The organism is Corynebacterium sp. HMSC062A03, assembly GCF_001811145.1.
Taxonomy (GTDB): Bacteria; Actinomycetota; Actinomycetes; order Mycobacteriales; family Mycobacteriaceae; genus Corynebacterium; species Corynebacterium aurimucosum.
The window spans coordinates 96,338-120,352 of sequence record NZ_KV803647.1; the positions used below are offsets into that span (position 1 = coordinate 96,338).

The 24,015-nt window shown below is 61.3% G+C and carries 20 protein-coding genes; 17 read left to right on the forward strand and 3 right to left on the reverse strand.

The window, feature by feature from the left end; translation table 11 throughout:
• The 7 genes from HMPREF2781_RS01435 (at position 1) to pyk (ending at position 6,449) form a co-directional block, all read left to right on the forward strand.
• A complete protein-coding gene (locus HMPREF2781_RS01435; RefSeq protein WP_070643780.1) occupies positions 1-804 on the forward strand; it encodes an inositol monophosphatase family protein in 804 nt (267 codons plus the stop codon).
• Positions 805-925: 121 nt separating this feature from the next.
• Positions 926-1,690, forward strand: coding sequence for an imidazole glycerol phosphate synthase subunit HisF (gene hisF, locus HMPREF2781_RS01440; protein ID WP_070445717.1), 765 nt, complete (start codon positions 926-928; stop codon positions 1,688-1,690).
• Positions 1,687-2,097 (forward strand): phosphoribosyl-AMP cyclohydrolase, encoded by a 411-nt coding sequence (gene hisI / locus HMPREF2781_RS01445; protein WP_070445428.1) that lies wholly within the window; start codon positions 1,687-1,689, stop codon positions 2,095-2,097. The genes hisF and hisI overlap by 4 nt, the downstream gene beginning before the upstream one ends.
• A 79-nt stretch (positions 2,098-2,176) precedes the next feature.
• Entirely contained in the window at positions 2,177-2,779 is a 603-nt protein-coding gene (locus HMPREF2781_RS01450) for a TIGR02234 family membrane protein (RefSeq protein ID WP_070643902.1), read from the forward strand.
• A 170-nt stretch (positions 2,780-2,949) separates the two neighbouring features.
• On the forward strand, positions 2,950-3,777 hold the full coding sequence (locus HMPREF2781_RS01455; RefSeq protein ID WP_070445431.1) for an indole-3-glycerol phosphate synthase TrpC: 828 nt from the start codon (positions 2,950-2,952) through the stop codon (positions 3,775-3,777).
• Positions 3,778-3,818: 41 nt separating this feature from the next.
• The gene (gene lgt / locus HMPREF2781_RS01460; protein WP_070445434.1) at positions 3,819-4,727 is read left to right on the forward strand and encodes a prolipoprotein diacylglyceryl transferase; all 909 of its coding nucleotides are present in this window, start codon (positions 3,819-3,821) and stop codon (positions 4,725-4,727) included.
• A 300-nt stretch (positions 4,728-5,027) separates the two neighbouring features.
• Complete coding sequence (gene pyk, locus HMPREF2781_RS01465) at positions 5,028-6,449, forward strand: pyruvate kinase (RefSeq protein WP_070445728.1); 1,422 nt, start codon at positions 5,028-5,030, stop codon at positions 6,447-6,449.
• Positions 6,450-6,601: 152 nt separating this feature from the next.
• Here the strand turns inward: pyk and HMPREF2781_RS01470 are convergent, their stop codons facing one another.
• Together HMPREF2781_RS01470 and HMPREF2781_RS01475 are read right to left on the reverse strand one after the other, a co-directional pair.
• Positions 6,602-8,992 (reverse strand): glycogen/starch/alpha-glucan phosphorylase, encoded by a 2,391-nt coding sequence (locus HMPREF2781_RS01470; RefSeq protein ID WP_070445437.1) that lies wholly within the window; start codon positions 8,990-8,992, stop codon positions 6,602-6,604.
• Positions 8,993-9,136: 144 nt separating this feature from the next.
• Positions 9,137-10,345: an amidohydrolase gene (locus tag HMPREF2781_RS01475; RefSeq protein WP_070643782.1), complete on the reverse strand. Its 1,209-nt coding sequence runs from the start codon at positions 10,343-10,345 to the stop codon at positions 9,137-9,139.
• Positions 10,346-10,381: 36 nt separating this feature from the next.
• Here HMPREF2781_RS01475 and HMPREF2781_RS01480 point away from each other — a divergent pair, with 36 nt between their 5' ends.
• The gene (locus HMPREF2781_RS01480) at positions 10,382-10,780 is read left to right on the forward strand and encodes a hypothetical protein (protein WP_070643785.1); all 399 of its coding nucleotides are present in this window, start codon (positions 10,382-10,384) and stop codon (positions 10,778-10,780) included.
• Between the two features lie 46 nt (positions 10,781-10,826).
• Here HMPREF2781_RS01480 and HMPREF2781_RS01485 read toward each other — a convergent pair whose 3' ends face one another.
• Positions 10,827-11,945, reverse strand: coding sequence for a glycerate kinase (locus HMPREF2781_RS01485; protein ID WP_070445731.1), 1,119 nt, complete (start codon positions 11,943-11,945; stop codon positions 10,827-10,829).
• A gap of 171 nt (positions 11,946-12,116) precedes the next feature.
• Here HMPREF2781_RS01485 and gdhA point away from each other — a divergent pair, with 171 nt between their 5' ends.
• From gdhA to ftsY, 9 genes are all read left to right on the forward strand, one after another.
• Positions 12,117-13,463 carry an NADP-specific glutamate dehydrogenase gene (gdhA, locus tag HMPREF2781_RS01490; RefSeq protein ID WP_070445447.1) on the forward strand — a complete coding sequence of 449 codons (1,347 nt, stop codon included), beginning with the start codon at positions 12,117-12,119 and terminating at the stop codon, positions 13,461-13,463.
• A gap of 124 nt (positions 13,464-13,587) precedes the next feature.
• Entirely contained in the window at positions 13,588-14,334 is a 747-nt protein-coding gene (locus HMPREF2781_RS01495; RefSeq protein WP_070562745.1) for a DivIVA domain-containing protein, read from the forward strand.
• A 175-nt stretch (positions 14,335-14,509) separates the two neighbouring features.
• Positions 14,510-15,049, forward strand: a complete 540-nt coding sequence (locus tag HMPREF2781_RS01500) for a YceD family protein (protein WP_070643787.1) — start codon at positions 14,510-14,512, stop codon at positions 15,047-15,049.
• Complete coding sequence (gene rnc, locus HMPREF2781_RS01505; protein WP_070445456.1) at positions 15,046-15,816, forward strand: ribonuclease III; 771 nt, start codon at positions 15,046-15,048, stop codon at positions 15,814-15,816. The genes HMPREF2781_RS01500 and rnc overlap by 4 nt, the downstream gene beginning before the upstream one ends.
• A 14-nt stretch (positions 15,817-15,830) precedes the next feature.
• Positions 15,831-16,679 (forward strand): bifunctional DNA-formamidopyrimidine glycosylase/DNA-(apurinic or apyrimidinic site) lyase, encoded by an 849-nt coding sequence (mutM, locus tag HMPREF2781_RS01510; protein ID WP_070562751.1) that lies wholly within the window; start codon positions 15,831-15,833, stop codon positions 16,677-16,679.
• Positions 16,680-16,713: 34 nt separating this feature from the next.
• A complete protein-coding gene (locus tag HMPREF2781_RS01515; RefSeq protein WP_070562754.1) occupies positions 16,714-18,240 on the forward strand; it encodes an alanine/glycine:cation symporter family protein in 1,527 nt (508 codons plus the stop codon).
• On the forward strand, positions 18,241-18,549 hold the full coding sequence (locus HMPREF2781_RS01520; protein ID WP_070445466.1) for an acylphosphatase: 309 nt from the start codon (positions 18,241-18,243) through the stop codon (positions 18,547-18,549). It abuts the gene before it with no gap.
• A 10-nt stretch (positions 18,550-18,559) separates the two neighbouring features.
• Complete coding sequence (gene smc, locus HMPREF2781_RS01525; protein ID WP_070643789.1) at positions 18,560-22,063, forward strand: chromosome segregation protein SMC; 3,504 nt, start codon at positions 18,560-18,562, stop codon at positions 22,061-22,063.
• A gap of 74 nt (positions 22,064-22,137) precedes the next feature.
• Complete coding sequence (gene ftsY, locus HMPREF2781_RS01530) at positions 22,138-24,000, forward strand: signal recognition particle-docking protein FtsY (protein WP_070643905.1); 1,863 nt, start codon at positions 22,138-22,140, stop codon at positions 23,998-24,000.
• Positions 24,001-24,015 lie beyond the last annotated feature (15 nt).

Here is a 24,015-nt window from a genome sequence, read left to right on the forward strand (position 1 = left end):
ATGGCCCCGATGACAGGAACTTCGGAGTCGGACCCACGCGAGCTTGTTGCCTTTGCGGAGGCAGCGGTGGATCACGTTGATGATCTCTTCCGCAGGGGCCTCGGCGCAGCACCCGCGCGTTTCAAGGGCGAGGGAGACTTTGCCACCGAGGTAGATCTGGTCATTGAGCAGCAGTTGCGTCAAACGCTGAGTCAGCTCACCGGAATCCCGGTGCTCGGCGAGGAATACGGGGGAGACCTCCAAGAGACGATCTGGGTCGTGGACCCAGTGGATGGAACCGCGAACTATTCCGCGGGAAATCCGTGCTGCGGAATTCTTGTCACGCTTTTGCACGAAGCGAAGCCCGTCGTCGCAGTCGCAGATTTTCCTTTGCTAAACCGTCGCGTCGTCGCGGCACAAGGCATGCCACTGCGCACCAGCGGCGGCCCCTCGACCGGTTTCGGGGGCGGCGAGGAGGCTCAGGGCTTCGACGAGGCCCGCGGTCATGTGGGCTGTTCCTCACACCTGCCAACCGATTTGTTCAAGGACCTCCGAGAGACCGGGTTGCGTCCCCGCATGACTGGGTCGGTGGGGCTGGACAATGCCTTCGTGGCCCAAGGCGTGTTTGATGGGGCGGTGAATTTCTCGCCGCACCCATGGGATAACGCGGCGGGTGCGCTCATGATCAAGGCCGCCGGTGGCCGCGTGAGTGATCCAGAAGGAAATGAGTGGACCGCCAACTCGAAGGGCTTTGTGGGAGGAACCCCGCAGGTTCATGCCACAATTCTGGATGCCATCGCCCGAAATCCTCGTGGGGAGCGCTAGGCTCCGGCACTAAACCCCAGCGTGGGAATTGGGCGCTGAAGCCGGACGTAGTTTTTAGTATTCGGCAGTTTCCATACGGACTGCCTCTCATCTGACCTTTAGTTTTAGGAGGATGGTCACCATGGCACTTGCCGTGCGCGTGATCCCGTGTCTTGACGTTGATAATGGCCGTGTGGTCAAAGGCGTGAACTTCGAAAACCTGCGTGATGCCGGTGACCCAGTGGAGTTGGCTGCCCGCTATGGCCACATGGGCGCTGATGAGCTGACCTTCCTCGACGTCTCCGCATCAAAGGATGGCCGCGGCACCATGCTTGATGTGGTGCGCCGTACGGCCGATCAAGTCTTTATCCCGTTGACCGTTGGCGGTGGAGTCAGGTCGGTGGACGATGTCCGCGAGCTTCTTCGTGCCGGCGCGGATAAGGTCTCTGTAAACTCCTCTGCCATCGCGCGCCCGGAGTTGCTGCGCGAACTGGCGGATGTCTTTGGTTCCCAGTGCATTGTGCTTTCGGTGGATGCTCGCCGCGCGAAAGATTTTCCCAGCGGCTTTGAGGTCACCACACATGGTGGAACGCGCTCGGCAGGCCTCGACGCCGTGGAGTGGGCCAAGCGCGGTGAGGAACTAGGGGTTGGTGAGATTCTGCTGAACTCCATGGATGGAGACGGCACCAAGGCGGGCTTCGACATCGAATTGATCGAGGCGGTGCGTGCGGCGGTGTCCGTGCCGATCATCGCCTCCGGCGGAGCGGGTAGGGCCGAGCATTTTCCACCGGCTGTTGATGCCGGGGCAGATGCCGTGCTCGCGGCCAGCATCTTCCACTTCCGTGAGGTAGAGATCTCTGAGGTTAAAGAGGCACTTGCGGCAGCAGGGAAGGAGGTCCGCCAGTGAAGGTACACAATGAAAGCAGCGGGCACAGAAGCACCGATTCGGAGGCCGTAGGGGACTATGAGCTGAGTGAAGAGATTGCTCAGCAGCTTAAGCGCAACGAGGCGGGTTTGGTTCCGGCCATTGTGCAATCGGAGCGCGGAGAAGTGCTCATGCTGGCATGGATGGATGATCATGCCTTGGCCTATACGTTGGCGACGCGTCGTGGAACCTACTATTCACGCTCGCGCCGTGAGTATTGGATTAAGGGTCTGACGTCCGGCAATACCCAAGAGGTGGTGGGTGCGCGCTTAGATTGCGATGGAGACACCGTCTTACTGACCGTTCGTCAGCACGGCGGCGCGTGCCATACCGGGGACCGGACGTGCTTCGATGCACGCGATCTCTTCGGAGAGGAGAACAATGGCTAAGCGCACTGAAGCAAAGCGCACTGAAGCAAAGTGCACTGAAGCAAAGCACAGTGGAGCTAAACGCATCGGACCCGTGCTGATGTTCGTCGGCGCCATCCTGTTGTGGCTGTCTTCCCGCATGACGTGGGTGACGGCGGCGGTCGAAGACGATAAGGCCGGTTCGAGTGTTGTGGAATTATCTGGTTCCTTGTGGTCCCTCGAGCTCATTGCACTCAGCGTCGTGGTTCTCGCTGGCGGTGTGGCAGCCTTTGCGCTGCGGCGCACGGGCCGTCGAATTGTCTCTGTCCTCACCGCACTCGCCGCGGCGGCTGCCGGATGGCGCCCGGTTGCGCTGTTGACTGCCGGCCCCGAGACGGAGCGTGCTCAAGAGCTGCTGCAGGGAGGAACGAACGATACCTCCGTGGATTCCGCAACCATTTCGGATTGGGCCACTGTCCTCACCGCTGATGCGTCGACCGTTGGCCCCGTGCTTGCTATCGCCGGTGCGGCGCTTGCCCTCTTCGGCGCGGTCATGGTGGCGAGCAATCCGGGGGCCGATAAGCCCCGCTCCGCCAAATATGAAACCCCGGCGGTACGCCAGGAACGCCTGCAGGAAGACCTCGAAACCTCCCAGGACTCCGGCCGTGTGATGTGGGATGCCCTCGATGCCGATATTGACCCCACCGATCCCCGGTCGACCTAGGCATGGCAGCGGCGTGAGCCGTGGCTGCATTTCCCGCTTCACATAGTGGTCCTAGCACGGAATCGGGTGCCCCGGATTTCTTGTTAGAGGCAAGGGCGCGCTAGCCTAAGTGTGATCTCAAACGCCCCTGTTTCTTTCTTTGAGTTTCCTTCGGGGAAGGGAGGTGCTCCATGCCTACCCCGATTGCCGTCGATCACCTTGTGGCCGGCGTACTAGCTGATGTAGCCGCACGGGAGGCGCGCGTCCCCTTCAAGGAAGTTAAAGCGCGGTCTCGAGACATGGACGCACCGCGCGATACCGCACAGGCCCTATTACGTTCGGGATGTTCTATCATCACCGAAATCAAGCGCGCCGTGCCTTATGGTGGAGAGATCGTCCACCTAGACGGACCGCACTCCGTCGCGGCCCTGGCACGAAAGCTGGAGGAAGCAGGCGTGCACGTCATGGCCTGCCAGACAGACAGGCGCCGCTTTCATGGCTCCCTGGAGGACATGCGTGTTGCCCGCGCTGCAATCGACATTCCTATGCTGTGCCGCGACACCATTGTTGATCCTTATCAGATTCATGAAGCGCGCTGTTATGGGGCGGATGCGATTCCTTTGCAGGTGGAGTTGCTTGATCAGGCTCGCCTCGAGTCGCTCCTCGACCGCGTGGAGTCCCTTGGAATGACAGCCATCCTGGAAGTGCGCACGTGCGCTGAGGTGGATCGCGTTATCAAAGCAGGGGGTACTGTCGTGGCCATCAATGCGTGGTCTTTGGCCTCCGATGCACTTAATCGGGAGGCCTTTTCTACTATTTCACCGGGTCTTCCTGAGAGCATCACACGTATTGCGGTGGGCGGCGTTAATAGTCCGCGTAACGTGTTGTCCTATGCCTCGCAGGGAGCCGATGCCATCCTCGTCGGTGAGTCCATTATGGCGGCCCAGGACCCGATGGCTTTGGCCCGCTCCTTAGTGGCCGCCGGCCAGCATCCGGCGTGCCCTTCGCGCAGAAGCTAAGCGCGTTGTAGTGGCCGTCTTTTTCAGGCACACTATTTCCCGTGCAGATTTACTACCTCGCCAACATTCCCTCTCCGCCACAAGGCGTGTGGCATCTCGGACCAGTCCCTATTCGTGCGTATGCCATGTGCATTATCGCCGGCATCCTCGTTGCGCTGTGGATGACTCTGCGCCGCTATACCGCCCGGGGTGGAAACCCGGATGTGGTCTGGGATGCTGCCTTGGTAGTGATCCCAGCCGGCATCATTGGCGGCCGCCTCTATCACGTGATTACGGATAATGATAAGTACTTCTGCTCCACGTGTGATCCTCTCGACGCGCTGAAAATCACCAACGGTGGACTAGGTATTTGGGGAGCGGTGGCCTTGGGCGCGGTCGCGGTGTGGCTCATGTTCAAAGTCAAGGGCATCCCTGTGGGGCCGTTTGCGGATGCCGTCGCGCCTGGACTCATATTGGCGCAGGCTATTGGCCGCCTAGGCAATTGGTTCAACCAGGAACTCTATGGTCGTGAGACCACCGTCCCGTGGGCTCTCGACATTTATTATCGTGTGAATGAAAGCGGTGAATACGCGCCGATCAGTGGGCGCTCGACCGGGGAAGTAATCGCCTCGGTGCATCCGACATTTCTCTATGAGCTGCTGTGGAACGTGGCGGTGTGCGTGTTCCTGCTGTGGGCCCACAAGGCATTCAAGCTCGGCCATGGTCGTGTGTTTGCGCTGTACGTCGCCGGATACACAGCGGGGCGCTTCGTTGTAGAAAACATGCGTGCTGACGATGCCACGCTCATCTTTGGTCTGCGTGTCAACGTCATCGTGTCAGTGGTCTGCTTTGTTGTAGCGCTCATCGTGTACTTCCGGCTGCCGCGCGGCCAGGAAACACCAGAAGAGGTGGACCCGGCCCGTGCCGCCGACGTCGGTGACAGTGCAGGAGTCGCTGACTCACAAAGGTGACAGTCGCAGCGCCTAGCGACAGATTCACGCGCTGAGGCTTCGGGAAGTAGCCGGGATCACACAATGTTTTAAGACGCCTTGACCGAGAGTCTCGAGTTTCGGGAGCATGGACACAAAATGCCCAGATGTGCCCGGTTATTCCCGGTTGTTGCCGAATCGGAAGGGGCTGCAACAGTCACCGGGGAAGCCTGATTCGAGGGTCAAAACATGGTGTGAGCTTCATTCGTGGTGGCCGAGACCAGCAAAGCGGGGTAGTTTGGGAACCGTTAGAAACTCCCGATGTGAATAAGGCACTCCATGTTGGATAGAAGAACCAAAATTGTTTGTACGTTGGGTCCTGCTGTAGCAAGCAAGGAAGGAATCCTTGGCCTCGTTGAAGCAGGCATGAACGTGGCGCGTCTCAACATGTCCCACGGCGAGCATGCGGACCACGAGGCGAACTACCGCTGGGTCCGTGAGGCTACCGATGAGACCGGCCAGGCAGTCGGCGTCCTGGCGGACCTCCAAGGACCGAAGATTCGTCTGGGTCGCTTCGTCAACGGTGAAGAGATGTGGAAGGACGGCGAAATCGTCCGCATCACCGTTGATGACGTAGAAGGTACGCACGACCGCGTGTCCACCACTTACAAGAACCTGGCGCAGGACGCGAAGCCGGGTGACCGCCTGCTGATTGACGACGGTAAGGTCGCCGTCGTCTGCAAGGAAGTCGACGGCAATGACGTTGTTTGTGAGGTCACCGAGGGCGGACCGGTCTCCAATAACAAGGGCGTGTCCCTCCCAGGCATGGACATTTCTGTGCCGGCGCTGTCGGAGAAGGACATTGCTGACCTTCGCTTCGCATTGAAGCTCGGCGTGGACATGATCGCTCTGTCCTTTGTTCGTTCCCCAGCCGATGTGGACAAGGTCCACGAAATCATGGATGAGGAAGGCCGCCGCGTTCCGGTTATTGCGAAGCTCGAGAAGCCGGAGGCGGTCGATGCCCTTGAATCCATCGTCTTGGCTTTCGATGCCATCATGATTGCGCGCGGTGACCTTGGCGTCGAGGTCCCGCTGGAGCAGGTTCCGCTGTTCCAGAAGCGCGCTATCCAGATCGCGCGTGAGAATGCCAAGCCGGTGATCGTGGCAACGCAGATGCTCGATTCCATGATCTCCAACCTGCGCCCGACTCGCGCGGAGGCCTCCGACGTGGCTAACGCAGTGCTCGATGGTGCTGATGCCGTCATGCTCTCCGGTGAGACCTCCGTCGGCATCGACCCGCACAATGTTGTGCGCACGATGTCCCGCATCGTGACGAATGCTGAGCAAGGCGGCCAGGTTCCTCCGCTGTCGCACGTTCCGCGCACCAAGCGCGGTGTTGTGTCCTACTCCGCACGCGATATTGCTGAGCGCCTGAATGCGAAGGCCATCGTCGCCTTCACCACCTCCGGTGATACCGCGAAGCGCGTGGCTCGTTTGCACTCCGCGCTGCCGCTCCTTGCCTTCACACCGTACCCGGCGGTGCGCTCGCAGCTGGCGTTGACCTGGGGTGCAGAGACCTTCTTGAGTGATTCGGTCGAGTCCACCGATGACATGATGGCCGCCATTGATGAGGCTCTGCTGGGAATGGATAAGTACAAGGAAGGCGACATGATCGTCGTCATCGCCGGTACCCCTCCTGGAATCTCTGGTAACACCAATATGATTCAGGTCCACGAGCTGGGCCAGACTCTGCGCGATAAGTAAAACCGTCGCAGACAAACAACGCCGCCTCACCCCGCTTGCTTCCTTACCCACTAAGTGGGAAGGGGGAACGGTGGTGGGGCGGCGCTTTGTCTTTCCGGAAAGCCCCGTCTAGGGGTTAATAGGCACTAGTGCGTCTTTTAACCCCTGTCTGTCTAGACGTGGGAAATGGGGGTCGGGGTCAGCTTCCACACTTCGTTGGCATAGTCAGCGATAGTGCGGTCAGAGGAGAAGCGCCCGGAGTAGCAGATGTTGAGCCAGGCCTTCTTGGCCCATGCCAGCTCGTCCGCTTCATAGTCAGCAGCCATGCGGTCACGGGTCTCGCGGTAGTCGGCGAAGTCCCCGAGGACGTAGTAGGTATCCTGAGCGTGTTCGCCGAAGCCATCGAGCAGCGAGGAGCGCAGATCACTAAACATGCCTGCATTCTCCGAACCCAGCGTGCCATCGGTGAAGGCATCGAGGACACGCGCCAGGCCCGGAACCGTGTTATAGAGCTCGCCCGGGTTGTACTCGGCGCGCAGCTGCGGGATTTCTTCGTTGCGGGCGCCGAAGATGTAGGCGTTGTCTTCGCCCACTGCCTCGACGATCTCTACGTTGGCGCCGTCCATCGTGCCCAAGGTCAGGGCACCGTTCATCATGAACTTCATGTTGGAGGTACCGGAGGCTTCCTTGCCGGCGACGGAAATCTGCTCGGAGACATCAGCGGCTGGGATGATGTGCTCGGCGGGGGAGACGTTGTAATTCTCAACAAAGACTACGTTGAGCACGTCCTTGGTAGCCGGGTCGTTGTTGACCAGGTCACCGATGGTGTTGATGAGCTTGATGATGGCTTTCGCGCGGACATAGCCCGGCGCTGCCTTCGCGCCAAAGATGAAGGTGCGCTTCGGAACGGTTTCGCCGTCGACCTTGATGCGGAAGTACAGGTCCAAGATGTAAAGCGCATTCATCAGCTGGCGCTTGTACTCGTGCAGGCGCTTGATCTGGACATCGAAAACGGAATCCGGGTCCACGGTAGCGCCCTGGTGTGCGTCAATCCATGCGGCGAAATCCTGCTTGTTGGCGCGCTTGATGTTGATGAGTTGGCGCAGCACCTTCTCATCCTCAGCCACAGGAGCCAGCTTCGCCAGCTCGGTCAGATCGGTAACCCAGGCATCAGAACCAGCCTGCTCAGTGAGCAGGTCGGACAGGCGCGGGTTGCACATGCGCAGCCAACGACGAGGGGTCACGCCGTTGGTCTTGTTGTTGAACTTCTCCGGCCACAGCTCGTGCCACTCGGAGAGCGTGTCCGCCTTGATGATTTCGGTGTGCAGGGCGGCGACGCCATTGATGGAGTACGCGGCATAGCAAGCGATCCACGCCATGTGGACATGCCCGTCGGACACCGGAGCCATGTAGTCGATGCGCCCTTGATCCAAGCCGCGCTGGGCCATGTCTTCGCGGAAGCGGCGGTCGATCTCTTCCACCAGCTCCCAAATGCGCCAGAACAGCTTCTGGAAGATGGATACTTCCCAGCTCTCCAAAGCCTCAGCCAGCACGGTGTGGTTGGTGTAGGCAAAAGTCTCGGTGACGACCTTCCAGGCCTCGTCCCAGCCCATCCCGTGTTCGTCGAGAAGCAGGCGGAGCAATTCGGGGATGGCCAGCACCGGGTGGGTGTCGTTGAGCTGGATGCAGTTGTACTCGGCGAAGCCGGTGAGGTCCTCGCCGTGGTGCTCGATGTAGTTATCGATCATCTGCTGCAGCGAGGCCGAGACGAAGAAGTACTGCTGGCGAACGCGCAGCACCTTGCCCTCGTAGGTCGTGTCGTTGGGGTAGAGCACGCGGCAGATGTCCATGACGCGCTCGCGCTCCACGATGGCTTCGGTGAAGCGCTGCGAGTTGAAGGCATCGTAATCGAATTCATCGATAGGCTCGGACTTCCACAGGCGCAGCGTACCTACGTTGTTGGTGCCGTATCCGGTAATCGGCATGTCATAGGGGATAGCGCGTACGTCCATGTCATCGAAGTGGACCAAGCGCTGTTCGGAGGCACGGCGAATGATGAAGTCGTAGCCATTTTCCATCCAGGCATCTGGTTCCTCGCGCTGGAAACCGTTGTCGAAGGACTGACGGAAGAGACCGTAGCGGTAGAGCAGGCCGTAGCCCGTGACCGGGTAGTTCTGGGTGACAGCAGAATCGAGGAAGCAGGCGGCGAGGCGGCCCAGGCCGCCGTTGCCTAGTGCAGCATCGTGCTCGGCTTCGAGAACATCGGAGAGTTCGTGACCGGCGGCCTTGGAGGCGGCGCGGGCTTCGTCGACGAGTCCGACGTTGGTGAGGTTGTTGAGCAGGGCGCGCCCCTGGAGGAACTCAGCAGAGAAATAGTGCTGCTGGCGGGCGGCGGAGTAGGCGGTGCGGGTGGCCTCCCAGTTGTCAGCAATCTGCTCCATTACTGAAGAAGACAAGCCGGACCAGAACTTGCGGTTAGTCGCGGCAGAGGGGGAGACACCAGCAGCGGCGCGGACGTGTCCGGGAACTGCGGTCTGAAAATCGGAGTGCTGGGGTTGACTCATGAGAATCCCTTCACCTTAGGCATAAAAATGCGGAAAAATACCAACACCCAAGCTTAACCAGTTCCGCATTCAGCTGCAGGAGAGAGCACTGCCAGCTACCGTGCGTGAATCATCACGCACAGCGAAAACGTTGTGCCGGGAAGGCTAGCGCCCCAGAAAAGACAGGACGGCTGCAGCCCCGGCGCGGGTGGCCGAGCGCATGGTGGGCTCATAATCCGGTAGGAAAGTGGATTGGTGGTTAACCGGCGGGTTGTCCAGGAGGTGCTCCGGCGTGGAGCCGATGAACCAGAAGTTATAAGGCACGCCCCAGGCTTGTGGGAGATAGCAGAAATCCTCGGAGACCGTGGATGGGGTGGCGCTCACGGAGAGATCAGCAAAGACTGCGTCGAAGGCCGAGCGAACGGGCTCATGAATGGAAGCGTCATTATCGGTGACTTCGCCATGGGCAAAGTACTCGAAGGTGGGCTCTGCTGGGCATCCCGAGGCTTCGCACTCGGCTCGCACCATACGCTCGAGGGAGGCATAGACGCGCTGCGCCAACTCTGGCTTGTAATAGCGGGTGTTAAGTACGAGTTCGGCGCTGCCCGGAATGATGTTGTTTTTATCGCCCGAATGCAGCTCGCCCACCGAGATGACAAAGAAATCATGGGGAGGGACTTCGCGGCCGACGATGGCTTGTAAGCGGGTGACCACCATGGCGGCCGCGTAGGAAGGATCGATGGCCTCGTGCGGCATGGAGGCGTGCGCGGAGCGCCCCGTGATGCGGATGCGGAGGGAATCACAGCCGGCCAGGATGGGGCCGGCGGTGGACTGCACCTGGCCGGCGGGGCCCGGCATGACGTGTTGACCAAAGCACACATCCGGTGCAGGAACGCGGTCGGTGAGCCCGTCCGCAATCATGTATTTGGCGCCCATGGATGATTCCTCCGCCGGTTGGAACAGCGCTAGGAAGGTGCCGTGCCAGGCGTCGCGGTGGGCGTCGAGAATCGCGCACGCGCCGAGCAATGCCGTGGTGTGTACATCGTGCCCGCAGGCATGCATTGCGCCATTGGTGGCGGCGAAGGGGACGCCGGTTTCCTCGGCCACCGGGAGGGCATCAAAATCAGCCCGCATCAGCGCGGTTGGGCCGTCCCCGTTGCGGAAGATAGCGACGATGCCATGGCCGCCGATTCCGGTGACGAGCTCGCACTCGTACTTATCTAGTTGTTCCAGAATCCGCCCGGCGGTGCGTTCCTCTTGGTGGGACAGCTCTGGGTGGGCATGCATGTCTTCATAGAAGGCGCGTTGCCAGCTGAGATCGACTGAATCTTCGAGGAGGAGCGAGCTCAGCCGAGAAAGTGTGGGATCTGCCATAGTTACTGTCCTTCAAGTTTGGGTAGGGTTACCTACATGCCATTGATTCACTTTGATGTTCTGGTGCCGGATGCTCAAGCCGAGCGCGTGGCCGAAATCTTTAGCACTGCTACCCACAAGCTGGTGGATAACGGCTCCTTAGCTTCTGCTGAGGTTACCCGTGTGCCCGATCCTGCACTCCCGGAGGGGCTGGAAGAACAGCTGCGCCAGACCTACCGCGATGAGCATGAAGAGCGTGATTTAGAGGACGCCAATGTCTACCGCTATGCCATCGATGTCGATGGCGTGAAGGGCTCCGTCAATCAGCTGACCATGGTCCTCGCACGCTTGTTGACACCCCATTCGGTTCTACCGAAGGACCACGTGTTGCTGGAGGACGAGCTCGCCCACGAGCGACCGGCAGTTTTCCCGTGGGCGGTGCAGGTGACCCCGTAGTTCTGCTGAAAGCTATAGCCTCAGAGAGTTTTAGCCTCAGAGAGTTTTAGCTCTGCAGAACGCTGCGGACGAGGCGTTCGGCCGCGTTGCTTAAGCGCTGGGCGACGTCCCCCTCTTCCTCCCCGTCGAGTTCTTCCAGCAGTGTGCCCTGTGGCGCCGATGCGGTTGCGGAGCCGGCGATGATGCCCAGGGTTGGCGGGCTAGTCATGTCCGCCAGCGTGCCCACCACCTTTCCGGTAAGCGATTGTTCGTCGAAGCGCCCCTCGCCGGTAAGGACGAGATCCGCCTCGGCGATACGCGTGGGTAGATTGAGTGCTTGGGCTACATACTGGCCGCCCGGCACGATACGGCAGTGCTCCGAGGTGCCCCAGAGCGTGCGCGAAAGCCAGCTCAGGGCGATGGGAATGCCGCCTGCGGCGCCAAAGAATTCGGCCTGTGGGTCGGTCTCCGTGACTTCGCAGAGCCGTAGCATCGCGCCCGCCAGTAGTGCTACTTGTTCGCCCTCAGCGCCTTTTTGTGGGCCGTACATCGTTGCGGCTTGGACGGGCACGGCGCGAGTATCGGTGACCAAGGTGTAGTCCAGCATGGCCGCCTTCATGTTGAGCTGCGCGGTGTCGATGTGGTCGAGGTTGACCAAAGGTGCGCCGCCCTTGGGCAGGGCGTATCCGCGGGCATCGTGGGCGGCGGCGCCGAGCGCGGCGAGGATGCCGAGACCGCCGTCGATGCTGGCGCTGCCGCCGAGGCCAAGAACGATGTGCTTGGCGCCGCGCGATTCGGCGTCGGCCACCAGCACGCCCGTTCCATAGGAATCCGCATGGAGTGGATCGAGGGCGTCGGAAACGGCAGGAAGGCCGGTGGCGGCGGCGACGTCGATGAAGGCTGTGTCACCAACGAGCTGGTAGCTGGCCTCGGTCAGACGGCCAATGGCATCGGTGGTAGGCAGCGTAATCGTTTGCCCCGCCGTGCCGTGGCGATGAACAGCGGCGCTGGCGAGCACCTCCGCGGTGCCTTCGCCGCCATCGGCCATGGGCAGGGTCGTTACCTTCGCTGTGTCTGCGTGGGGCGAGGAGCTGAGAGCGCGCCGCGCGCCCAATGCAATGGCGGCGGCAGCTTCGGCTGCAGTAGCGGTGCCTTTAAAGGAATCGGGGGCAACAAGAATGCGCATGCCCATGAGTATATGGCAGAGATACGAGAAAAAATTTTCGCGCTCTGACCAGCCCTTAAGGCACGCCACAGTACGGCCATCTTGCAATTTAGGTCGATTGATAGAAAACTATTGCTTGTTCAATGGATGACGCACCGACCGTGAGGAACGGTGCCCAATGAAAGGATTGCCATGTCCATCGACCAGCAAATCTCCGATTACTACAGCAAGCTTCTCAAGCGTAATGCTGGCGAACCGGAATTCCATCAGGCACTCGCTGAGGTACTCGACTCACTGAAGATCGTCCTCAATAAAGACCCTCACTACGCTGATTACGGCCTGGTCGAGCGACTGTGCGAGCCCGAGCGTCAGCTCATCTTCCGCGTGCCGTGGGTGGATGACAGCGGCCAGATTCAGGTCAACCGCGGTTTCCGCGTGCAATTTAACTCCGCGCTCGGCCCCTACAAGGGCGGCCTGCGTTTCCATCCGAGCGTCAATCTGGGCATCATCAAGTTCCTCGGCTTCGAGCAGATTTTCAAGAACTCCCTGACCGGCCTGCCTATCGGCGGCGGCAAGGGCGGTTCTGACTTCGACCCGAAGGGTAAGTCAGAAGCCGAGGTCATGCGTTTCTGCCAATCCTTCATGACGGAGCTGCACAACCACATTGGTGAATACCGCGACGTCCCGGCCGGTGATATTGGCGTGGGCGGACGCGAAATCGGTTTCCTGTTCGGCCAGTATCGCCGACTGGAGGGCAAGCACGAGTCTGGCGTTCTTACCGGCAAGGGTTTGAGCTGGGGTGGCTCCCTTGTGCGTACCGAGGCTACCGGTTACGGCCTGGTGTATCTGACCTCGGAAATGATGAAGGCCCATGGTGAGTCTTTCGACGGCGCCAAGGTGATTGTCTCCGGTTCCGGAAATGTTGCCATCTACGCCGCCGAAAAGGTGCAACAGCTCGGCGGTACCGTCGTCGCGATGTCTGACTCCTCCGGCTACATCACCGCCCCGAACGGTGTGGACCTAGAGCTACTCAAGGAGATTAAGGAAGTCCGCCGCGAGCGCATTTCCACCTACGCCGGCGAAGCGGGTGCGGGCGTGGAGTATCACGAGGGTGGCAACGTATGGGAGGTCAGCGCCGACGTTGCTTTGCCGTGCGCTACCCAAAATGAGCTCGACGGCGAGGACGCCAAGCTCCTGGTCAAGAATCAGGTCCGCTATGTTGCCGAAGGCGCGAACATGCCCTGTACCCCGGAGGCCGCCCACTACTTTGTGGAAAATGGCATCGCCTTCGCGCCGGGTAAGGCCGCAAATGCAGGCGGTGTGGCGACCTCTGCGCTGGAGATGCAGCAGAATGCCTCCCGTGACTCCTGGACCTTCGAGTACACCGACCAGCGCCTCCACGAGATCATGTCCAATATCTTCCGCAATATCGATAAGACCTCTAAGGAATATGGCTTGGAGGGTGACTATGTCGCGGGCGCTAACATCGCTGGCTTCAAGAAGGTGGCTGATGCCATGCTGGCGCAGGGCGTGATCTAGCCCCAGCCGTTCTCTATTCCTCTCTATGCCTTGGTTTAACCTCCCCACTGAGTGGGGAGGTTTTCGCAGTTTCTTCCCGCGTGGGATACGTCGCGGTGCGTATGTGCTTGGTTAGGCTGGTGCCATGTACCGCGTATTTGAGTCCCTCGATGAACTTGTTCGCAACCTGGAACAGGCCTATGCCGTTCCCATGACCTCTAATTGCATGGTCCCGCGCCACGAGATGCTGGCGCTTCTCGACGATCTCCGCAACGCTCTCCCGGTCGAAATGGATGATGCCCAGGACGTCTTGGACAAGCAGGATGAGATCCTGCAGGGTGCGGAAGAACGCGCGGAGCAGATTATTTCTGAAGCCAATGCCGAGGCTGATGACACCGTGACCCGTGCGCGTGAGGATTCGGACGCCATGCTGGCCGACGCTCAACATCGCGCCACCACCCTTGTCGCCCAGGCAGAGGACGAGGCCAGCAACCTGGTGGACAACGCACGCTCCGACGCCGAGCGCACCCGCGCCCAAGCAGATGAGGAATACCAGCGTGCCGTCGCTGCAGGCCAAGCTGAACAAGACCGCTTGGTCTCCGAATCCGAGGTCGTGCGCCGCGCCGATGATGAGGCGCACCGTATCGTGGAGACCGCGCACTCTGAGTCCAACCGTCTGCGCACCGAGTGCGATGAATTCGTTGACGCCAAGCTCGGGGAATTCGAGACCACCTTGTCTGACCTCCTGCGCACCGTGAATAACGATCGCTCCGCTCTGCGCCGAGGTGCCGGTGTGCGCTCTCGTGGGGAAGCGCGCGGCGAGGGACGCGGCGCTGTGCGCGAGACTCGGGAACCGGCGCGCCGGGCGCCGCGTGCGCCCCGCGACTACTAGAGGGGACTAATGCGCGGCCGTTCCGCGCGCCAGGAGATGAGTGCAGCAAAAGCGAGAACAGCGCCGAGGACAGAATCGAGCTGTTAGGCCAAGTGCTTAAGCGCCTATGCCCCAGCATTCAGGTCTTTGCCAGTCTAGGGCGCGCGGGCCAGCACAGGGTAAGCTGGTGGGCGCTATGAAATCACCATTGAAGTTCGACGTGACGGAATTGCTCCGCAGCCAAGGAACCGACGCGCTGCCTGAGCACCGCGTGCAGACCGGACCCGCGCCAGAGCGCATCGGCGTGGAAATGATCGGCATCCTGGAAGGTACTGAGGTTAAGGTGGATGCCACCTTGACCCCGTTGGGCTCTGGTGTGTTGGTGGACGCTGATATCACCGGCACCCTCAGCGGCGAATGCGCCCGCTGCCTGGCAGAGCTGCACCCGGAACTGGATCTCCACGTATCCCAGGTGTTTTCCGCAGATGAGTCCTTCGTCAGCGGGGATGAGACCGAGGAGGAGGATCGCGGTTCCGGTGATGAGGTTCCCGAGATCAAGGATGGAATCCTCGACCTCCTCCAGACCGTGATCGATGAGGCAGGTTTATCCCTTCCCTTTGCGCCAACGTGCGAGGATGGTTGCGAGGTGGATGCTCCCGATGGAGTAACCACGGGGGTCTCTGGGGAAGAAGAGCGCGTGGATCCGCGTTGGTCTGGTTTGGAGAAGTTCCTATGAGCAAGAAGAAGAAACTCACTGGTGAACAGGCACTAGCCGCGGCCTTCGCGGAGGTAGATCACGCCCCGCTGCTAAAAGCACTCGGCGTGGAGATCAGCGATGAGCTGCTGTGCTTGGCACTGACCCACCGCTCCTTCGCCAACGAGAACGGGCACCTGCCCAACAACGAGCGCCTCGAGTTCCTGGGGGATGCCGTCTTGGGCTTGTCCATCGCGGCCAAGCTCTACGACAAGTACCCCTCGCGCCCCGAGTCGGATATTTCTAAGATGCGTGCCTCCATCGTGTCGCGCTATGGCCTGTCCGATGTCGCCCGCGAAATCGGCGTGGGTGAGCACGTCCTGTTGGGCAAGGGTGAGCAATCTACTGGCGGCCGTGACAAGGACTCCATCTTGGCCGATACCACCGAGGCCATCCTCGGGGCTATCTACCGCCAGCATGGTTTTGAGGTTGCCCGCGGGGTGGTGCTGAAGCTGTTCGCCGCCAAGATTGACAACGCCGTGGTGTCCGGCCGTCATATGGACTGGAAGACCACCTTGCAGGAGCTGTGCGCGGAGCTGAAGGCCGCGATGCCGGTGTACTCGGCCACCTCGACGGGTCCTGAGCACGATCAAACCTTCAACGCCGTGGCCACCGTGGCCGGTTTGACCGTGGGTAGGGGAACAGGGCATAACAAGAAGCTCGCCGAGCAGCAGGCAGCGGAAGAAGCGTGCCAAGCATTGCGCGAGACACCCTTGCTGGTGCAGGGCACCGCCGGCAAAGAGAGCTAAGCCACGAGAATTCGATGCCAGAACTTCCCGAAGTCGAGTCTGTTCGCAGCGGACTCGAGCCCTATCTTGTGGGGCGCTCCTTTGCTGCAGTAGATGTTCTCCACCCGCGCGCCAACCGGGGCCAGGAAGCCCCGCTGTCCGCGCTGCTGGTGGGCAGGAAGATTGCCGCGGTGGCGCGCCGCGGCAAGTTCATGTGGCTGGAGTTCGCCGACGAGGATCACACCGACCCAGCTCGCGATGTGCTCTTCATCCACCTCGGCATGTCGGGGCAGGTGCGGATCGGCGAGGTGGATTCGCCGCACGTGCGCATCGCCGCCGTGCTTGATGACGCCACCCGTCTCAGCTTCGTGGACCAGCGCACCTTCGGCTATTGGCGTCTCGGGCCGTGGCTGAGGATGGCACATATCGCTCCCGATCCTCTCGAAACAGACTTCGACCTGACCGCGGCAGGGCGGCGCCTGCGCGCGAAACGCACCGCGGTCAAGGTGGCTTTGCTCGACCAAACGGTGCTCAGCGGGGTGGGCAATATCTATGCTGATGAGGCGCTGTGGGCGGCCCAGATTTCTCCGCTGAAGAAGGCTAGTGCTCTGCGGCAGCGCGATGCCGTCGCTGTGATTTCTGCGGCCGCCGACGTCATGCGCTCCGCCCTCGCCGTTGGCGGAACCAGCTTTGATGCGTTGTACGTCAACGTTAACGGCGAATCCGGATATTTTGACCGTTCCTTGCACGTATATGGGAGGGGCGGTCAGCCCTGTGATCGCTGTGGCGAAGAAATCCTGAAAACCGTGCTAGGTGGGCGTGGTACTCACTATTGCCCGTATTGCCAGAGCCGCGCCGCGGGGAGGAAGTTGGCGGCCAACTAGGACGATTCTGGTGTGAGTTATTAATGTGTAACCCATGCAAGAAATCTTCAGCACCGTGATTGGTGTCATTAACGACAGCCTGTGGTCCTATGTCCTGCCATGGCTGCTTATCGCCGCGGGCCTCTTCTTCGGCATCCGCACCGCCGTGGTGCAGGTCCGCATGGTGCCGGACATGTTCAAGGCGGTCGTCGAGAAACCCAAGGGCGTCGGCGTCGATGAGGATGCCGACTATGGCGGAATCTCTGCCTTCAAGGCATTTACCATTTCAGCGGCCTCTCGTGTGGGCACCGGCAACGTTGCAGGCGTGGCCGTGGCTATCTCCGTGGGTGGCCCCGGCGCGGTGTTTTGGATGTGGCTCATCGCCATCCTGGGTGGTGCGACAGCATTCGTGGAGTCGACCCTGGCGCAGCTGTGGAAGGTGCGTGAGGGGGACGCCTACCGCGGTGGCCCGGCCTATTACATGTCCCGTGGCCTGGGGTGGAAGCCTTTAGCAACCATCTTCTCCGTGGCCATCGCCATTACCTTTGGCTGGTTCTACAATGCGTTCCAGACCAACGCCATTTCCGATTCTTTGGCGGCCTCTTTTGGCCAGGATTCCGCGGCCTTCAAGGCAGGCGTGGGCATCGCAGTCGTCGCCGTGTCCGGGCTCATCATCATCGGTGGCGTGCAGCGCATCGCCTCGATGACCCAGTTTATCGTGCCGTTTATGGCGGGCGCCTATCTCATCTTGGGTCTCATCGTCGTTATTGTGAACTTTGACAAGGTGCCAGACATGGTCGTCTCGATCGTGGGCTCTGCCTTTGGCTTCCGGGAAGCTGCCGGTGCCACCGTGGGCATGGCGATGCTGAAAGGTATCCAGCGTGGTTTGTTCTCCAACGAAGCGGGCGAAGGTTCGGCGCCGAACGCTGCAGCGACGGCGACGGTGTCCCACCCCGTTAAGCAGGGCCTGGTGCAGACCCTCGGCGTGTACTTCGACACCCTGGTGGTGTGTACAATTACCGCCTTCATCATTCTCTTGGGCACCGATTTCGAGCGTTTCGGCTCTGATGCGATTGAGGGCGTGACGCTGACCCAGAATGCGCTCTCCGGCGTGGTGGGTGAGTGGGGCATCCACTTCGTCACCTTCATCCTGTTCTTCCTGGCTTTCTCCTCGATTCTGGGCAACTACTACCTTGCCGAGTCCAACGTGGAGTACCTCTCCGGGAAGAAGTGGGTGCTGTGGACTTTCCGTCTCATCGTTCTGGCCTTTGTTTTCTACGGTGCGGTGGCCCCGCTAGGTACCGTGTTCGACCTGGCCGATACCGGCGCTGCCATCATGGTTCTGCTCAACGTGTGCGCCATCGTGCCGCTGTCTGGCGTGGCTATCAAGCTGCTGAAGAACTACAACGAGCAGCGCCGCAAGGGCCTGGATCCCGTCTTCCACCGTGATATGCTGCCGGAACTGCACAACGTCGAGTGCTGGGATGGTACGGATCCGGTCACGCGCCGCAGCGCGGAGGACCGTCGCCGTCTCGATCACGAATTTGACTTGAGCGACCGCACAAACTTGAGGGAGTATTAGATGGCAGACACGGCAGCAGCCTCTGCAGGCCATGAACGCCTCACAGCTTTCGTTCTTGGACACGTCCAAGGCGTGGGCTTTCGCTGGTGGACGCGTTCCCGCGCCCTCGAACTAGGGCTGGCTGGGCACGCGACGAACCTCCAGGACGGACGCGTCCAGGTGGTTGCTGAAGGCCCGCGTGCTGACTGCGAGAAGTTGCTGGCCTTGCTGCGTGAAGAACCGTCGACCACCCACCGTCCAGGCGTGGTGAACGCCGTGGTGGAGCAGTGGGCCGCCCCGCGCGGTGAGTCGGGCTTCATCGAGCGCTAAACTTATTCGAATGCACCTCAAATCGCTCACGCTCAAAGGATTCAAGTCCTTCGCGTCCGCGACGAACCTGAAATTCGAGCCCGGTATCTGCGCCGTGGTGGGCCCGAATGGCTCGGGTAAATCAAACGTCGTCGATGCGCTCGCGTGGGTCATGGGTGAAGGCAGCGCCAAGACACTGCGCGGCGGCAAGATGCAGGACGTCATTTTTGCCGGTGCCGGGGACCGCAAGGCCCTCGGCCGCGCAGAGGTCACACTGACGATTGACAATTCCGATGGTGCCTTGCCCATCGAGTATTCAGAGGTTTCCGTCACCCGCCGCATGTTCCGGGATGGCGCGAGCGAATATGAGATCAATGGGGCGAAAGCGCGCCTCATGGATATCCAAGAGCTGCTGTCTGATTCCGGCATTGGCCGGGAGATGCACATTATCGTGGGCCAGGGAAAATTGGCGGAGATTCTGGAATCCCGCCCGGAAGATCGCCGCGCCTATATCGAAGAAGCCGCGGGCGTGCTCAAACACCGCCGCCGCAAAGAAAAAGCGCAGCGCAAGCTGACGGGCATGCAGGCCAATCTGGATCGCCTGCAGGACTTGACCGATGAGCTGGGCAAACAGCTCAAGCCGCTGGCGCGCCAAGCGGAGGCCGCCCAACGTGCAGCCACTGTGCAAGCGGATTTGCGCGATGCCCGCCTGCGCCTTGCTGGTGACCGTGTGGTGCGGTTGCGCGCGACATTCGATGACGCTGAGAAACGCGCGGCGGTGCTCGCCGAGCAGGTCGAGGAAGTGACAGCCCAGCTGGAAGAGGCGACCGAGATCCAGCTTGAGGTAGAGGCCGAGTTGGGGGATGTCACGCCGCGCGCGGAGGCCGCGCAGAAGCTGTGGTTCGAGTTATCGACCCTCAGCGAGCGAATCTCTGCCACGCAGCGCATCGCGGCCGAGCGCGCCAGCAACGTTGGCTCACAGGTGGCCTACGCGGGCCAGGATCCGGAGGAGCTCGAGGCACGTGCCCAGCGAGCCGATGAGGAGCACGAAGAGTTGCTGGCCGTGGCCGAAGAGGCTGCAGAGCGCTTGGAATCTATCCGGGAGGAAGTGGCCGAGCGCCGGGAAGCCTTCGAGGCTGCTGATAAAGAACACATGGCGCAACTGCGCGCCATTGCGGATCGCCGTGAAGGCGTGGTTCGCCTCATCGCCGCCGAGGAGAACTTGGCGGGTCAGGTCAGCTCCGCGGAGTCTGAGTTAGCGCGTCAGGAAGAGACTTTAGCGAATACGAAGTCGCGCACTAGGGGAGCGCAGGCGGAAGCCGATGAGGTGGCGGACAAGCTGGAGCACTTGGCTGCCGAGCGTGAGCCGCTGGAGGAAGCGCATGTGCGCGCGGCCAGCGAATCTGCCGCGGCCGATAAACGCTTGGAGCAGCTGCGTGATGCCCAGCGGGAGCACGAGCGTAGCGTCTATAGTTTGCGCGCTCGGATCGATACCCTTGGCCAGACCGTTCCGGAAGCACTCGAGCTGGGGGAGGGATTCAAACCTCTCGCAGAGTTCATTTCTACTCGCTATGAGACAGCCGTCGCGGCAGCACTCGGTTCCTTTGCAGAGGCCCAAGCCGGCGCGGTGAGCGGGGACATCGTGCGCGATTTGGCGCAGGCGAGCCGCACGCCGCTGATCGACGTCGCTGCGGAACCCACCGGTTCAGCCTGGCGCCTTGACGCGGACTTGCCCTCCGGGGCGAGCTGGCTGCTGGATCACATGGTCTTGGTGCCGGAAGTATCGGCGGCGGTGACGCGGTTGCTCTCCGACGTGGTCCTGGTTGATGACTATGGCGCGGCCCGTGAACTTATTGCGGAGGATCCGCGCTTGCGTGCTGTGACCTCTGAGGGCCTACTCGTCGGCGAAGGCTGGGTGGAGGCAGGAACAGGCGCCGTCTCCACCGTTGAGGTAAGCGGCCAGATTGCGGAGGCCGAGCAACAACTGGAATTAGCCACTCATGAGTTGGAGGAGCTATCCGGCACCCTAGAAGGCGCGAAGCTAGCGGCGGACGATGCACGCGTGGGTGCGGCGAGCGCCAAGGCCGCACTGCGGGAGCACGATCACGAACTCGAAGCGTGGAAGCGCGATCACCAGCGCTTGCTCAAGCAGTACGAGGCAAACAAGGCTGAGCATGAAAAAGCCGCCGCCCGTGCCACGGATATCGAGGTGCAGTTGGCCCGCCTGCGCGAAGAATTGGCGGAGGCGCGTGACCGCTTGTCGCGCGTGGACGCTGAAGAGCAGGCTGATGAACCCTCCTCGGTGGAACGCGATGCTGCCTCGACGGCTCTGGAACAGGTCAAGGCCATGGAGGTAGAGGCCCAGATGGCGGCCCGCAGTGCGGAGGAAAAGGTCGGCCAAGCAGCGGGCAGGAGAGAGGCCCTGCGGCGCCAAGCCCAGCACGAACGCCAGGCCAAAGCCCGCCACGACCAGGCGATGGCCCGCCGGCAAGCACAGGCGCGGTTGGCGGAGGCTGTCGACAAGCATGCCCAAGATTTGGCTGCCCGGACCGCGCAGGCACTCGAGCGGGCCGCCGAGGAACGCGATGAGCTGGTCACCCAGCGCGGTGTACTGCAGGGGCGTGCGCAATCGGCGAAGCAAGCGGTCTCGTCGACCCGCCAGCAGCTTGATCGCCTGACCGACTCCGCGCATAACTCTGAGATTGCCCGCAGCCAGGCCCAAGTGCGGGTGGATGAGGCCGAGGGCAAGATCGTGGAGCAGCTCGGCATTGCTATTCCCGACCTGCTCAAGGAGTACACACCGGGTGAGGACTTCGATCGCTCCGCCGAAACCAAGCGGTTGAAGCAAGCCGAGAAGGACCTCAACTCCTTGGGCAAGGTCAACCCGCTGGCCTTGGAGGAGTACAAGGCTCTGGAGGAGCGCTATAGTTTCCTGTCCACGCAATTAGATGACGTGATTCAGGCCCGCAAGGATCTGACTGGCGTTATCGAAGATGTGGATGCGCAAATCTTGCAGCTGTTCACGGATGCCTGGCATGACGTGGAAGCGGAGTTTCCCAAGGTCTTCCAGACGCTGTTCCCGGGCGGCGAGGGTCGTCTCATCCTCACGGAGCCGGATGACATGCTGGCCACCGGCATCGAGGTGGAGGCCCGCCCGCCGGGTAAGAAGGTGAAGCGCTTGTCACTGCTCTCAGGCGGAGAGAAGTCCTTGACGGCCCTAGCCATGCTCGTGGCGATTTTCCGTGCGCGTCCCTCACCGTTCTACGTCATGGATGAGGTGGAAGCCGCGCTTGACGACGTCAACCTGCGCCGCCTCATCGCACTTTTCGAGGAGCTGCGTAAGGATTCTCAGCTCATCGTCATTACCCACCAGAAGCCGACGATGGACGTGGCCAACGTGCTCTATGGAGTGACGATGCGCGGCGATGGCGTGACGCGCGTGATTTCGCAGCGCATGTCCCGTGCTGGTGAGGCGCCGGGCACAGCACAGGCGGCGGAGGACGCCACACGTCTCGGCGTGGATGCCCCGCGCTAGGGTGGGGTTTGCGCCCAGCACTTTTCACCCTCCTTATCGTGCCGGATGTGGACAACCCTGGCACTATGGAGGGCATGAATACTACTTTTATGTGGATTGCGATAGCAGTCATCGTCCTGATTCTGCTCGTGGTCTTGTTCGTTGTCTTGGGCAAGAAGCGCGGCGAGTCAAAGAAGGTTTCCTTTGATAAGCCCGTGGAGGAGCCTAAGGAGCTGACCCAGCAACAGAAGTCCGGCAACTACCAGGCCAAGTCTGGTTTTAATTTTGCCCCTGCTGGCGGCGGCGCTACCAAGGAACCTGTGCCTGCAGCTAAGACTGAGGAGCCCGCACCGGCTGAGCCCAAAGCTCAGCCGCAAGCGGAGAAGAAGTCTGAGCAGCGTGATGCCACCGAGTTAGCGAACGCTCAGCTCAAGGATGAAGAGGAGACACCGAAGGCAGCGAAGCCTGCGGCGGAACCGACGCCTGAGGCAGAGCCGAAGTCTCAGGCAGAGCCGAAGCCGGAACCCGTCGCAGACGCGAAGCCGGTGAGCGCGCCGGAACCGGCTGCACAGAAGGAGCCGGCAAAGGTAGAAGAAGAGAAAGATTCTTCCGCTGGCGTTGTCGCGGCAGGTGCCGCGGGCGCTGCAGCCGCTGGTGCTGCCGTATCCGGTGCCGCTGCTGTTGATAAGGATGAAGCGGACACGGAGGAAACTGTCCCGGCCAGCGAACCGGAGACTGCTGAACCGGAGCCGGTAGCCGAAGCCCCGAAGGTAAAGGAGGAGACTCCGGAGGAACCTGAGGTTCCGGCTGAGGAGGAGCCTTCCGTCCAGTCTGAGGCCGACGAAGAAACAGCGGCAGAGGCAGAAGAAGTAGAAGCCGATGCCGATGCAGAGGCAGAGGAGGCTGCCGCGGCGGCGGGGGCCCAGGCGGCGTCGGCAAGCGCGGCACTTGAAGCTGAGCCGGAGGAGCTAGAGGTATCCGACGACGCTGAGGTGGTTGAGGCTCCGGCAGCCCAGCCGCAGGAGGATATTGCGCCGGCTGCCGGCCGCTTGGGCAAGCTGCGCGGGCGTCTGTCGCGCTCGCAAAACGCCATCGGCCAGGGCCTCATGGGTATTCTCTCCGCTGGTGATCTGGATGATGATGCATGGGAGGACATCGAAGACACCCTCATCATGGCGGATTTGGGTACGAAGTCCACGATGCAGGTCACTGATTCTCTGCGTGAGAAGATTGCGGAGCGCGGAGTGAGCTCTGAGGCGGAAGCGCGGGCGATGCTGCGCGAAGCCCTCATCGAGGTGGGCCACCCGGAGATGGACCGCTCCATCAAGGCCATGCCGAACGATGGCAAGCCAGCCGTCATCATGGTCGTCGGCGTCAATGGCACCGGCAAGACCACCACGACCGGCAAGCTGGCCCGCGTGCTCGTTTCGATGGGCCACAACGTCTTGCTCGGCGCGGCGGATACCTTCCGTGCAGCGGCTGCTGACCAGCTGGAGACCTGGGGCCGCCGCGTGGGCGCTACCACCGTGCGCGGCAAGGAAGGCGCGGACCCGGCTTCCGTGGCCTTCGACGCAGTGGCCGCTGGCGTTGACCAAGGCGTGGACGTCGTTCTCGTTGACACCGCTGGCCGTTTGCACACCTCCGTGGACCTCATGGACCAGTTGGGCAAGGTCAAGCGCGTAGTAGAGAAGAAGACGGACGTCGATGAGGTCCTGCTCGTCTTGGACGCGACAGTGGGGCAGAACGGCCTGACCCAGGCCCGCATCTTCCGCGATGTCGTCGACATCACCGGCGTTGTCCTGACCAAGCTCGATGGCACAGCTAAGGGAGGCATCGTCTTCCAGGTACAGGAGGAACTCGGCGTGCCGGTCAAGCTCGTGGGCCTCGGCGAGGGCGCAGATGACCTCGCACCGTTTGAGGTTGAAGGCTTCGTTGATGCCTTGCTGGGGGAGAAGTAGGACCTTATAGATCCC